This is a genomic window from uncultured Paraglaciecola sp. (assembly GCF_963977085.1).
In the GTDB taxonomy this organism is placed as follows: domain Bacteria; phylum Pseudomonadota; class Gammaproteobacteria; order Enterobacterales; family Alteromonadaceae; genus Paraglaciecola.
Map to the genome: position 1 here is coordinate 186522 of NZ_CAXBNC010000002.1, position 13219 is coordinate 199740.

At 40.5% G+C, this 13219-nt stretch carries 16 protein-coding genes; all 16 read left to right on the forward strand.

The genetic code is table 11. The features are described 5' to 3' along the window. Window positions 1-7 precede the first annotated feature (7 nt). The 16 genes from AAC000_RS03350 to AAC000_RS03425 all read left to right on the forward strand — a co-directional run bounded on the left by AAC000_RS03350 (window position 8) and on the right by AAC000_RS03425 (window position 13204). A complete protein-coding gene (locus tag AAC000_RS03350; protein WP_339720096.1) occupies window positions 8-646 on the forward strand; it encodes a response regulator in 639 nt (212 codons plus the stop codon). A 104-nt stretch (window positions 647-750) separates the two neighbouring features. Continuing rightward, window positions 751-1140 carry a response regulator gene (locus tag AAC000_RS03355; protein WP_339720097.1) on the forward strand — a complete coding sequence of 130 codons (390 nt, stop codon included), beginning with the start codon at window positions 751-753 and terminating at the stop codon, window positions 1138-1140. A 168-nt stretch (window positions 1141-1308) separates the two neighbouring features. Then, on the forward strand, window positions 1309-2271 hold the full coding sequence (locus AAC000_RS03360; RefSeq protein ID WP_339720098.1) for a DnaJ C-terminal domain-containing protein: 963 nt from the start codon (window positions 1309-1311) through the stop codon (window positions 2269-2271). Between the two features lie 2 nt (window positions 2272-2273). After that, window positions 2274-2573, forward strand: a complete 300-nt coding sequence (locus AAC000_RS03365; RefSeq protein ID WP_339720099.1) for a chaperone modulator CbpM — start codon at window positions 2274-2276, stop codon at window positions 2571-2573. 426 nt (window positions 2574-2999) lie between these two features. Next, window positions 3000-4433: a F0F1 ATP synthase subunit beta gene (atpD, locus tag AAC000_RS03370; RefSeq protein ID WP_339720101.1), complete on the forward strand. Its 1434-nt coding sequence runs from the start codon at window positions 3000-3002 to the stop codon at window positions 4431-4433. Next, entirely contained in the window at window positions 4434-4829 is a 396-nt protein-coding gene (locus AAC000_RS03375; RefSeq protein ID WP_339720102.1) for a F0F1 ATP synthase subunit epsilon, read from the forward strand. Then, window positions 4826-5230, forward strand: a complete 405-nt coding sequence (locus AAC000_RS03380) for an AtpZ/AtpI family protein (protein WP_339720103.1) — start codon at window positions 4826-4828, stop codon at window positions 5228-5230. Before AAC000_RS03375 ends, AAC000_RS03380 begins: the two co-directional genes overlap by 4 nt. Continuing rightward, on the forward strand, window positions 5223-5558 hold the full coding sequence (locus tag AAC000_RS03385; RefSeq protein WP_339720104.1) for an ATP synthase subunit I: 336 nt from the start codon (window positions 5223-5225) through the stop codon (window positions 5556-5558). Before AAC000_RS03380 ends, AAC000_RS03385 begins: the two co-directional genes overlap by 8 nt. Then, the gene (locus tag AAC000_RS03390; protein ID WP_339720106.1) at window positions 5548-6270 is read left to right on the forward strand and encodes a F0F1 ATP synthase subunit A; all 723 of its coding nucleotides are present in this window, start codon (window positions 5548-5550) and stop codon (window positions 6268-6270) included. The genes AAC000_RS03385 and AAC000_RS03390 overlap by 11 nt, the downstream gene beginning before the upstream one ends. 2 nt (window positions 6271-6272) lie before the next feature. Beyond that, window positions 6273-6551 (forward strand): F0F1 ATP synthase subunit C, encoded by a 279-nt coding sequence (locus AAC000_RS03395; protein WP_339720107.1) that lies wholly within the window; start codon window positions 6273-6275, stop codon window positions 6549-6551. A gap of 3 nt (window positions 6552-6554) precedes the next feature. Further along, the gene (locus AAC000_RS03400; protein WP_339720108.1) at window positions 6555-7397 is read left to right on the forward strand and encodes a hypothetical protein; all 843 of its coding nucleotides are present in this window, start codon (window positions 6555-6557) and stop codon (window positions 7395-7397) included. Further along, the gene (locus AAC000_RS03405; RefSeq protein WP_339720110.1) at window positions 7394-9019 is read left to right on the forward strand and encodes an alternate F1F0 ATPase, F1 subunit alpha; all 1626 of its coding nucleotides are present in this window, start codon (window positions 7394-7396) and stop codon (window positions 9017-9019) included. Before AAC000_RS03400 ends, AAC000_RS03405 begins: the two co-directional genes overlap by 4 nt. Beyond that, window positions 9012-9911, forward strand: coding sequence for a F0F1 ATP synthase subunit gamma (locus AAC000_RS03410; protein WP_339720112.1), 900 nt, complete (start codon window positions 9012-9014; stop codon window positions 9909-9911). Before AAC000_RS03405 ends, AAC000_RS03410 begins: the two co-directional genes overlap by 8 nt. Before the next feature lie 241 nt (window positions 9912-10152). After that, complete coding sequence (locus AAC000_RS03415; protein WP_339720113.1) at window positions 10153-11124, forward strand: HlyD family efflux transporter periplasmic adaptor subunit; 972 nt, start codon at window positions 10153-10155, stop codon at window positions 11122-11124. Then, the gene (locus tag AAC000_RS03420; RefSeq protein WP_339720115.1) at window positions 11121-12059 is read left to right on the forward strand and encodes an ABC transporter ATP-binding protein; all 939 of its coding nucleotides are present in this window, start codon (window positions 11121-11123) and stop codon (window positions 12057-12059) included. The genes AAC000_RS03415 and AAC000_RS03420 overlap by 4 nt, the downstream gene beginning before the upstream one ends. After that, on the forward strand, window positions 12056-13204 hold the full coding sequence (locus AAC000_RS03425; RefSeq protein WP_339720117.1) for an ABC transporter permease: 1149 nt from the start codon (window positions 12056-12058) through the stop codon (window positions 13202-13204). Before AAC000_RS03420 ends, AAC000_RS03425 begins: the two co-directional genes overlap by 4 nt. The last annotated feature ends 15 nt before the right edge of the window (window positions 13205-13219 follow it).

The window sequence follows — 13219 nt, forward strand, 5'->3', positions numbered from 1 at the left end:
TTTGCAAATGAATACCACCACTATACATACACCTATTGTGCACGTTGTAGACGATGATGAAGCGGTATTAGATTCAGTGGGCATGTTGTTAGACAGCATTGGACTGAGCAATAAATGTTACAAAGATGCCCAAGTATTTTTAGACGCTTACGAGGACGAAAATTTCGATAAACACAATGGATGTATTATGTTGGATATTCGAATGCCATTAATTAGCGGCATAGAATGTCAACACAGACTCGAAAAAATGGGTTGTCGCTTGCCGATTATATTTGTCACAGGTCATGGCGACGTGCCCACTGCAGTGGAGGCGATGAAACATGGTGCTCTGGAATTTATTCAAAAACCTTTCCGTGAACAACAACTTTTAGATGCCCTTCAAAAAGCACTACAAATAAATTTAAAAGCGCAAAATAGACTCGAAAGAATACAACAAACTCAAGATAAATTAGCAACTTTAACGAGCCGTGAAACTCAGATCCTTGATGCTATTGTTTCGGGAAAAGCCAATAAAGTCATTGCTATTGATTTGCATTTGAGTCAAAGAACAGTAGAGATACATCGTGCACATGTTATGGAGAAAATGGAAGTAAAGTCCCTTGCTGAGCTAGTTAAAGTAGTGATAGATGCCTCTTCAACGAACTAATTTAGGTATAAATGCTTATTGCCATTAACTGACAAAGACACCGATACTTAGCTGCAATCTTAGTTGTTCTCAAAATTATAATAACAATGTCATTCAGGTCATCGATGGTAGATAAAATAAGCACCTTAGAAAAACCGATTGTCTATATAGTCGATGACGATCTGACTTTACAGGGGGCACTCTCGACACGCCTACAATTACATGGTTTAAAAGTGGAAGTGTTTGAGTCGGCAGAAGATTTTCTTGCTACAAAATTAAGAAGCAGAGCATCTTGCCTAATAGTCGAGGTGAATTTACCCAAGATGGATGGCATAGCGCTACTTAAACATATTAATAACCTTGGTGTCAGATTACCCACAATAGTTTTGTCTTCAGGCAGCGATGTCACAGATGCTGTTCGCGCCATGCAAGCAAAAGCCGTTGATTTCATTGAAAAACCTTTTGTAGAAAACACCTTAGTTAAAAAAATATTGGATGTGATAGAGCGATCATAATTGTGTAGGTCACTTAACTTACTAGTGCTTTCGAACTCATTTCAGTTATAGAAAATATAGCGAGTTCATTGATCACCCTGATAATCCGATAATGAAGATTACTTAGAGTTTATAGCGAAAAACTTCCGCTACATTTTGATAATCTATTTTTATGTAAAGGAACCAATAATGGAATTTAAAGATTACTACAAAATTTTAGGTGTGGATGACAGTGCCGAGCTGAAAGACATCAAAAAAGCCTACCGCAAACTTGCCCTTAAATTTCACCCAGACATGAATCCAGACGCAGGAGCTGAAGAAAAATTCAAACAAGTTGCCGAAGCATATGAAGTCTTAAAGAATGAAGATAAGCGGGCTGAATATGATGAAATGAAACGTTATGGATCCAGCGCAGAACAAGGATTTAAAGCGCCTCCTGGTTGGCAGCCCTCAGGAGGAAATCGAGGAGGTAACGCGGGTTCATCAGCCGATTTTTCTGACTTTTTTAATTCAGTTTTTGGAGGGGCATCAGATAGTTTCAGGCAGTCAGGTCAGCAACAGTCCCACCAATATAAAGGTCAGGATCTCGAAATGGAAGTCCCCATCTTTCTGGAAGAGTCTGTGTCTGGACTCACAAAAACCTTAGAGTATGTGATACCGGTTTTCGACGGTAAACAAAGCAAACAAGTTAAGAAATCTCTTAAAGTCAAAATACCTGCAGGTATTGCCGATGGCGAACGCATTAGAGTCAAAGGACAAGGCGCCCCTAGTCACGGAGCTGGTAATGACGATAAACAATTAAATGGTGACTTATTCCTACATATTCGTTTAGTACCCCACCCTTTATTTGACGTACAAGGTATCAATCTGCTGTTAACTGTGCCTATTACGCCTTGGGAAGCGGTGCTTGGAACAAAACTTGAAGTGCCCACCTTGAATGGAAAAATTAATCTCAATATCCCTGCTAATAGTCATACAGGTAAAAAATTGCGAATAAAAGGGAAAGGACTTAAAAACAAAACGGCACAGGGAGATATGCTGGTTATCATCAAAATCGATATTCCTCCTACAACCAACAACGAAACCAAAAAGTTATGGGAACAATTAGCTGAAAAAGATCAATATAACCCAAGGCAAGATTGGAGTAACTAAGCATGACCCAGATCACATTACATATACACATAGATGAATTGTGCCTTAATGCGGACATAAACCAAGAAGCGATAATTGAAGTGGTTGAATATGGCATAGTTACCCCTATAGAAGGTGACACTTTGTCAGAATGGGCATTCGATTTAGAAAGTGCCCACTGGATAAAAAAGGCCGTTAAACTTAGTCAAGAATTACAAATTGACTGGGTAGCCACGGCTATGGTGATAGAATTAATGAGAACAAAACAACAATTGGAAAAGGAAAATTCTCAATTAAAAGCAAGACTAAGTCGTTTACTTTAGTTTGTGCTATTGGATGTTTTAATAAAAAAGTGATGACACAAATGACGTCACTTTTTTGCAATCATGCCGACACTCTGTATGACCCATAATCGTTTTACACTTAAAGTGTGTTAATAAGTGTCCATAAATTAAGTCCTTGTAAATGCGTACTTTAAAAGTGGGTACAAACAACTGACTCAAGATCCATAGCAACAGTTCTAAGGAATGGTTTTAAACGGTCCTGATACTGAGGATAATTTACACTTGCTTTAAGAGAGTTGCGCACATCATTTATAAGACTCAAAAATGCTTAACAAGCACACCAATAACACTCCTTAATTCTGTTTTTAAATCCTAACAGTCAATATTTTGATCGAGGTCAAGTACCGGTACTTTCAATTTCGCATAATAGAGGTTCAGATACAGCGAGCCTAGTTGCTAGAAACCATGGAAAACAAAAATGTTGTGACCGAAGCCGGCATAGTCTTGTCTGTAAGAGGCAGCGTAGTAGATGTAAATTTTGTCAAAGGCTTGCCGCATATCCACGAAATACTTTATGCCGACAATAAAAATATTGTTTTGGAGGTAATGGCACAACTGAACGCAAATAAAGTGCGCACTATTGCTCTCACACCCACTCAAGGTTTGGCCCGAGGGATGTTAGTCGAAGCGTCAGGAGCCCCCCTTGCTGCGCCGATCGGCGAAAACATTCTGTCTCGTATGTTTGACGTATTTGGCACTCCTATAGATGGTGGAGCCATGCCTGATGGAATACGCTGGCAAAATGTACACCAAACACCGCCTTCGCTAGTCGAACGTTCAACTAAATCCGAGATATTTACAACCGGCATAAAAATAGTTGACGTATTGGCACCCATAGAGCGTGGCGGTAAAGCAGGATTATTTGGTGGTGCTGGTGTAGGAAAAACGGTGCTACTCACTGAAATGATCCACAACATGATAGGCCATCATAAGGGTGTCAGCATATTTTGTGGAATTGGTGAACGATGTAGAGAAGGTGAAGAGTTATATCGAGAGATGGCAGAAGCAGGTGTACTTGAGAATATGGTGATGTTATTTGGGCAAATGAATGAACCACCAGGAAGTCGCTTTAGGATAGGTCATTGTGCACTTACGATGGCCGAATATTTTCGAGATGAAGAACATCGCGACGTACTGTTGTTAATCGATAATATCTTCCGATTTATTCAAGCTGGTTCAGAAGTGTCAGGATTAATGGGACAAATCCCCTCAAGAATGGGCTATCAGCCAACTTTGGGTACAGAGTTGTCTGCACTTGAAGAGCGTATAGCCAATACAAAAAATGGAGCGATCACCTCAATACAGGCAGTGTATGTGCCCGCAGATGACTTTACAGACCCTGCAGCTGTGCACACCTTTTCTCACTTGTCCGCTTCACTAGTTTTATCTCGAAAACGAGCGAGCGAAGGACTTTATCCAGCAGTTGACCCTCTGCAATCGAACTCAAAAATGACCACGGCTAATATAGTAGGCGAACGACATTTTGCCTTATCTCATGAGATTAAGCAGCTCTTTGCACAATACGATGAACTGAAAGATATTATTGCCATGTTAGGCCTTGAGCAGCTATCGGTTCAAGACAGAGACATCGTAAAACGCGCGAGGCGTTTGGAACGTTTCTTTACGCAACCATTTTTTACTACCGCACAATTCAGCTCTGCACAAGGCAAATTTGTTACTTTGGAGGAGTCTTTAGATGGGTGTGAGCGTATTCTAAAAGGTGAGTTTAATCACTACCCTGAAAAGTCTTTATACATGATAGGTTCAATCAACGAAGCGAAACTAGATCATGAAAAAGTAGTTGAAGTAAGACACGAAACTAACGCAGAGGTCTCGTAAATGAACCTAAACATACTACTACCCAATAAAGTGTTCGCTAAACATAAGAAGGTATTACGAGTAATAGTAGAAACGTTAGAAGGCTCATATGGAGTGCTTCCTAATAGACTCGACTGTACCGCAGCCTTAACGCCAGGAATACTGACCTACGAAATAGAATCTGGTAAAGAATTATATATCGCTATCGATCAGGGAGTGTTTGTGAAAAAAGGTCATGACATTTTAGTTTCCACCAGGCAAGCCGTTCAAGGCATTGGGCTTGACGAACTAAGAAATACGATTAAGACCGAATTTTTAGCACTAGATGAAAAACAACAAGAAATACGTTTTGCCATGGATAAATTAGAAAGTAGTTTTTTACAGGGTTTAACAGAATTGTCTACCGCTGCAAGATGAACAATAAGCCTAACAACCCCAATACTGTGATTAAGACAACAGCTAGTCAGAAAACATTGTTGGCTGAACAGATTGACAAAAAGGCTAAACGTAAGCTTAAGGCACAACGACAATCGGGAACAAGCGCTTGGTTTGGATTAGGCATGATGGGGTTAATTGGTTGGTCGATTGCGTTACCGACGATTTTAGGTGCCACCTTTGGAATATGGCTAGATAAACATTACCAAGTTGCACATTCGTGGACCTTAGCTCTGCTTCTTGCTGGCCTAACACTGGGCTGTTTTACCGCATGGAATTGGGTAAGTAAAGAGGATAAAGCAATGCGTGAAGTTAATGAAGAAGATATTCAGGAGCTAAATACAGCACACAAAAAACAGCATAGGGAGTCAAATAATGATTAATGCCTTAACTGAAATACTCTACTCACCTTTAGAGCTGTGTATCAATTTACTCTTTGGGTTTGTATTAGGTAGCCTATTCTTTTTGAGTTTGTGGTGGACTGTCTTCAGAGGTCTTACTTCAGAACGCCCGGTTATGTGGTTTGTAAGTGGCTTTTTCATCAGAATCGCCACTGCTTTGTTTGGCTTCTATTTTATTGCTGATGGCCATTGGCAACCATTAACCATTAGCCTGATAGGTTTTATTCTTGCTAGGCCCGCAACCAAGTTATTAATTGACTTAACGAATAACAACACCCACACCAAGGTGAAGATTAAAAATGCAACTTAGTCCTGATGAAATAGTGTATTGGCAGTTGGGCTTTATCAAGCTCAACGCAACGATAATATTTACTTGGTTCTTAATACTGATTTTTTTCATCAGTGCCAAAGTGCTTGAATACACATTAAAACATAGTAATAAACGTACTCGTTGGCAAAATGCTCTGGAAACTATTGTTCTAGGTATTGAACAGCAAATTACTAGCGTAGGTTTAACCCAACCTCGGCAATATTTGGGTATTCTCGGAACATTATTTTTATTTGTAGCCCTTGCTAACCTGTTAACTATTTTACCAGGGTATGAACCACCAACTGGCTCACTATCTACTACTTTGTCCTTGGCATTATGTGTGTTTATTGCCGTGCCTTATTATGGAATTAAAAAAAGAGGGGTAAAAGACTACTTAGAATCTTATGCAAAACCGACAGTTATTATGTTGCCCTTTAACATTATTGGTGAAATATCCAGAACCTTCGCCTTAGCGGTACGCCTGTTCGGAAATATAATGAGTGGCACCATGGTTATAGCCATTATGATGCTCATAGCACCATTTATTTTCCCCATCGTTATGACAGCGCTGGGTTTGTTGACTGGCATGGTGCAAGCGTACATTTTTTTCATTCTCGCAAGCGTCTACATCGCTGCTGCAACGAGTACTAGCACTACCCAATCTCAGTTAAGCAAAAACATTGTTCCCAACAAATCAACCGAGGAGAAATAAATATGGATAGCCTGACTATTATTGCCATTGTGTCAATCATCACAGGAGGTGTCACGATTTGTTTTGGCGCCATAGGACCGGCGTTTGCGGAAGGTAGAGCAGTAGCCAATGCGCTAACAGCGTTGGCGCAACAACCCGATGCTTCATCGACTATAACACGCACTTTATTTGTTGGTTTGGCAATGATTGAATCTACAGCCATCTATTGCTTCGTTGTGACCATGATCCTGTTATTTAGCAATCCGTTTTGGAACTATTTTATTACACAAAGCGGTAACTAAACTATGACGATAGATTGGTTTACAGTGGCTGCACAAACCCTCAATTTTCTGCTGCTAGTGTGGTTATTAAAGCGATATCTTTATGGCCCTATATTAAAAGCGATCGATGCCAGAGAGAATCAGGTTACAAAAGTTCTGAGGGAGGCTGACACGCTAAAAATAGAGGCAGAAGCGCAGCTAAGTCAGCTACAACAAAAAATCTCAGCAATTGATTCAAAACGCAATACATTGCTGCAAGAGGCGACTAAGTCTGCCCATGACCAAAGTGAACAGATCCTGCTTCAAGCACATAAAAATGCCGATGAAATAAGTAACAGCCGTTTGCTAGCATTAGAAAAAGAACTTGAACATTATCAAGATGATATTGCGTTAAAAACACTACAAGAAATATATGAAATAGCACATAAAGTGCTTGCCGATCTTGCTGATGTTGAACTTGAGCTAAAAATGTTTGAGTGCTTTTGTAAACATCTAAAAAACATGAGCCCTGATGAATCAAACAACTTAAATAAAACCGTAATAGCGGGTAACAATGAGTTAGTTTTATATAGCGCATTTGAACTTTCACAAGATCAAATACAACAAATAGACGCCATTTTACATAAGGTAATGGCAAAAACGTTATCAGTAACCAATACTTGGCGCCTTAAGCAGGAGGTAAAAACTTCGCTTATCTGTGGTCTCGAATTACGTTCAGATACTTGGGTAATTGCGTGGAATCATCAAGACTATTTAAGAGTGCTAAAAACACATGTTAATAAGCTACTCATTGAACAACGTGAAGCATTACACAATCGCGCAGCGCAACTCCCCCATCAACCGAATACCAACATAGTTTCAGCATGATAGCCCTTAAACCAGACATAAAACATTCAAGGTTACACACCTTATTTAGCTCATTGAAGCAAGGACGCTTAGATGTTGAGCCGGATCTAAGTGCTCAAGAAGTAGGCACAGTAACTAGTGTATCTACAGGAATCGCCTTGGTGAGCGGCCTACCAAATGTTGGCTTCGATGAACTTTTATATTTTGGTAACGACCTTTACGGTATTGCTTTCAACCTTGATGAAGAAGAAATAGGTGTAGTAATGCTAGGTGATGTTTGGCAACTAAATGTGGGTGATGACGTTAAGCGTACAGGTCGAGTGATGGATATAGCTGTTGGTCCAGAATTACTTGGTCGCGTCATTGACCCTTTAGGTCGACCACTAGATGGTTGTCCGCAGCCCGTATTAGCTCAAAGACTCCCTATAGAGCGCCCTGCCCCCGCCATTATAAAACGCTCTCCTGTAACAGAGCCATTACAAACCGGTATTAAGGTTATTGATGCACTTCTGCCCATTGGCCTGGGACAACGTGAATTAATACTCGGAGATAGGCAAACTGGTAAATCGGCTATTGCCATTGACACAATATTGAATCAGAAAGGCAAGAATGTTTTATGTGTATATTGCGCCATTGGACAAAAAGCGTCTTCAGTTGCGAAAACCTTAGCGGTTTTAAAAAACAACCACGCTATGGAATATACCGTTGTTATGGTCACTGAAGGTAACGACCCGCCAGGACTTGACTATATCGCGCCTTATGCTGCAACTAGCCTTGCAGAATATTTTATGGAAACCGGTAAAGATGTATTGATTGTGTATGACGACTTAACTCAACACGCGCGATCCTATCGTGAACTGTCGTTACTACTGCGTCGCCCGCCAGGTAGAGAAGCTTTTCCAGGTGATATTTTTTACCTTCACTCAAGGTTGCTTGAACGCTCTACCCATTTGAATCAAGACAATGGCGGAGGCTCGCTAACTGCATTACCTATCATCGAGACTGAAGGACAAAATATGTCAGCATATATTCCAACAAACCTGATCTCTATTACTGATGGACAAATATATTTGTCGCCCACTTTATTTGATTTGGGTGTGCTACCTGCTGTCGATGTTGCTAAGTCAGTGTCACGAGTGGGTGGCAAAGCTCAGCGTCCCCTCTATAGAAAAGTAGCGAGTGATTTAAAACTGGCCTATGCACAGTTTGAAGAGCTAGAAAGTTTCGCGCGGTTTGGTGCACGATTGGATGACAATACCCTAAATACAATAGAGCATGGCCGACATATTCGAGCCTATTTTTGTCAATCTGAATCAGATCCTTTAACCGTTTCAGAACAAATAACCTTATTGTTAGTTTTAGGGCAACATTTATTTGATGCTGTGCCTTTGAACAAAATGGCTAAAGCGCAAGTTAGTTTGCGTGAAGCAACCCAAAGCATGCCTGATACATTAAAAACATCCCTAGAAAATGCGCAAAATATAACGAATGAAGAAAGGTTGTTAGTCATTAAAATTGCTAAACAAACCTTAGCGCCTTTTATCAATAAGACGCAAGTTGAGGAGCGAGCCCACAAGTTAGTAGAAGGCTCCACCGAAAGTGCATTAAATAATCTAGGTAAGCATACGGATAAACATGAGTAATTCACTGGCCAAGCTTCAGCACAAAATATCCAGTGCTCGGGATTTACAGTCTGTCGTGCGGACAATGAAAGCTATGGCAGCAGTTAATATTACTCAATACGAAAATGCAGTGGACTCTTTAGGCGATTATTACCAAACTATTATTTTAGGGCTAAATATCTGTTTTCATCAAACCCATGTTTTAGGGACTGACACACTTCAAACAACACATAACAAACACAAAAATATTGGGGTATTAGCGTTTGGCTCGGATCAAGGACTGGTTGGTCAGTTTAATAATCTTTTATCCGAATTTCTAATTGAAACTATGCACCCCTATCCAGAAAACAAGATCGTGTGGGCTATTGGTGAGCGTATACAGCCACTATTATTAGAGGCAAAAATGAACCCAGCAGAAAGTTATCAACTGCCTACCTCCCTAGATACAATTTCTGACCTTGTGGGTGAACTCATTTTAGAAATTGAATGGCAACGTGAAAACCATGACATAGGCCAAATAATTGTTTTTCACAATACGCCAACATCCAAATCAACTTACGCGCCTACTTTCCACAAACTCTTGCCCTTTGATCAAAACTGGAAAGACCAAATTATGATGACACAATGGCCGACTAAAAGTTTACCCGAGTTACTTAATGATAAAAAAAATACCTTTAAGGCTTTGATAAGTGAATACCTGTTTGTATCTATATACAAAGCGTGTGCAGAGTCTTTAGCGAGTGAAAATGCCAGCCGCTTAGAAGCAATGTTGCGGGCTGAGAAAAACATTGAAGATTTATTGGATGGCCTAAACCAAAATTTTCGCCATATGCGTCAAACTGGTATTGATGAAGAATTGTTTGATCTAGTTGCAGGTTACGAAGTTTTAATCACAAAAAATCAAAGGAAATGATTTTATAAAAATATAGGGCAATTCTGCATTTGTGATAATCGCTGATGTTTCCCAAACTCAATGTTCAAACAACTTTACTGTACTTTTTATTGACCATACTCTGTTAATCCATTGGGCTTCTCGCGGCAACTGCAAAAGCAGTCATTAAATGGGAATTTAACAAACTAGAGCCAATTGACCTTTATCGCTATGCAAATGAGAATTTTAGACAAAGTTTTTTATCCTCTCACTGGAAAATTACATGAATAATCTAGTAGAAAAATTTAATAGTAAATGTGCTATTGCCCTATTAATGGCAGTCATTTCGCTGCAAGCCTGTAAAGAAAGCTCATCTGGCTTAGCCTTGGGTACCTTAGAGCGAGATCGAATTGCTCACACCGCAACCGCAAGCGAAGTAGTAGTGTCTTTGCCGGTAGCCCAAGGCAAAAATGTGAGTGTAGGTGATGTACTAGTGCAATTAGATAATCGCCAACAAAAAGCGTTAACTGCCAAAGCGGCAGCACATGTTGCCGAAGCTAAGGCGAACTTAGAAAAATACCGTAACGGCGCTCGACCTGAAGAAGTGGCCTCTGCCAGTGCAAAATTACTAGGCGCCAAAGCTGCACTAACGGAAAGTGAAGCGTCTTATATCCGTGCTAAAAATCTCGTCTCAAAGGGACTGGTTAGTCAAGCAAGTCTAGACCAGGCGCTTGCCTCTAAAGATTCTAATAGTGCCGCAGTACAAGCGGCGCAAGAAGCCTTATTGATACTTACCAACGGTACTCGCCATGAGGACTTGTTAATGGCTGAAGCCAACCTTGCAATAATGCAAGCGGCACTTGCCAGCGAAAATAAAAAGCTAGATGACTTAACTGTTACTGCGACACGAAACGGATTGCTCGATAATCTCCCATGGAATTTAGGTGAACGCGTAACCTTGGGAAGTCCATTAGCCATAGTATTGGCAGGTGACACACCTTATGCCCGTATTTATGTTCCAGAACCCTACCGGGTTAAAATATCAGCAGGAGATACACTTTCTATTCATGTTGATGGCATTTCAGAAACGATTACAGGTTCAGTACGCTGGATCTCCAGTGAGCCTGCTTTCACACCTTATTATGCATTGAATCAAGAAGAGCGAGCACGGTTAATGTACTTAGCTGAAGTGCAATTGCCCGATAGTTATGCAGCGTTACCCAATGGCGTGGCTGTACAAGTAGAACTTCCATGAATACAAGCCCTCCCCTAGATTGGGTTATACAGGCAAAGCAGCTAAGTCGTCAATTTGGAAGCTTAAAAGCGATAGATAAATTAGACTTACACATTGATAAAAATCGTATCTATGGATTTTTGGGGCCAAATGGATGTGGTAAAACCACCGCAATACGTATGCTAACAGGTTTACTGAAACCGACTTCGGGAGAGATACAAGTTTTGGGTCTAACCTTGCCAAAAGACGCTGAAAAACTGCGTTTAAAAATGGGCTATATGACTCAGAAATTTTCTCTCTACAATGATTTAACCGTAAAAGAAAACTTGCAGTTTATCGCCAAAATTTATGGAATATCAGGTACAGCTCAAAAAAAACGTATCGATGAGTTGCTGTCTATCTATGGTCTCAATCAAAAACAGCGACAGCTAGCAGGCAGCATGAGTGGTGGTCAACGTCAACGTTTAGCCCTAGCTGCAGCCACGCTGCATCGTCCAGAATTGTTATTTTTAGATGAACCTACTTCTGCAGTGGATCCTGAGAATCGTCGTGAATTTTGGGAGCAATTATTCGACCTTTGTGATCAAGGTACTAGTATTTTAGTCTCAACCCACTACATGGATGAAGCTGAGCGTTGCCACAAATTGGCGATACTAGAAGACGGAATAAAACGCGCAGATGGCACCCCAGAGCAACTGATGAATAATATTGCGGCTCATGTAGTTGAAATAGAAGCAGAGGGGCTTCGAAAATTAAAACAACAACTAATAACAATACCGGAAATAGTCACAGCGGCCCAGTTAGGCGCAAGGTTAAGAGTGCTGATCAAAAATACTGTAAGTGACCCAATAAACTTTTTACAACATCACACCACCATTAGGGCGAATCAATTCAGTATTGTGCGACCTAGCCTAGAAGATGTGTTTATCACCTGTACAGGAAAAAGCCGCCAATGATAAAAAGTGTCTATCGTATTCAAGCTATTTTTATCAAAGAGTTGATGCAATTAAAACGTGATAAAATGACCTTTGCCATGGTGATTATGATCCCATTGGTGCAATTAATGTTATTTGGTTATGCAATCAATACTAAGGTGCGCCACATACCTGTTGCAGTGGTTGATCACAGTCAAAGTGCAATGAGCCGAGTGTTAGTACAAACAGTAACGGCTACACAAGTAGTCAGTTTTACTCGCCAATTCTATGATATTAAAAGCGCAGAACAGGCCCTTGACCAAGGTGAAATACGCGCCATATTTATCATCCCTGCGGATCTTAGCCAACGTATCGCCCGCCATCCTAGTGTTGGCTTTGGCCTACCCGCTTCTAGTGATGAAGAAACCAGTCGCCCCATAGCACAGTGGCTAGTTGATGGTTCAGACACCATGATTGCAGCTGCAATTAAAGGGCTCAGAAATATGCCTTTGTCAGAGCTACTCAGTAAGGCTGCTAATCGTTCTACCGCGACCTTTGAAGTGACACTTTTTTATAACCCTGAGCAGCGAACAGCTGTCAATATTGTGCCTGGTTTAGTGGGCATTATTCTGACTATGACGATGATTATGTTTACATCTGCCGCCATAGTGCGCGAGCGTGAGCATGGCAATATGGAAATGTTAATTACTACCCCAATACGTCCAATCGAATTGATGTTGGGTAAAATTATCCCTTACATATTCATTGGGTTATTGCAGGTAGCAATCATTCTAGGTTTAGGTTATTTAGTATTCAACGTACCTATAAATGGAGGTTTATGGGCTTTGTTTTGTATTACGTTGCTTTTTATTGCTGCTAGCCTAACCCTAGGGTTAGTTATTTCGACTATTGCGAGCAATCAATTACAATCTATGCAACTGACCATATTTGTATTATTACCCTCGATTTTATTATCAGGTTTTATGTTTCCCTATGAAGGTATGCCAGAAATAGCTCAATACATAGCTGAGGCTCTACCGGCCACACATTTTATGCGATTAGTTCGAGGGGTAGTATTAAGAGATGTAGGTTTTAGCGATATGCTTCCTGATGTGTATTGGCTTAGCCTATTTACAATTGCAGGGCTGATTTTTACTTCTTTACGCTTTAAGAAAAATCTAGACTAGAAAAGAAGCCGTGTC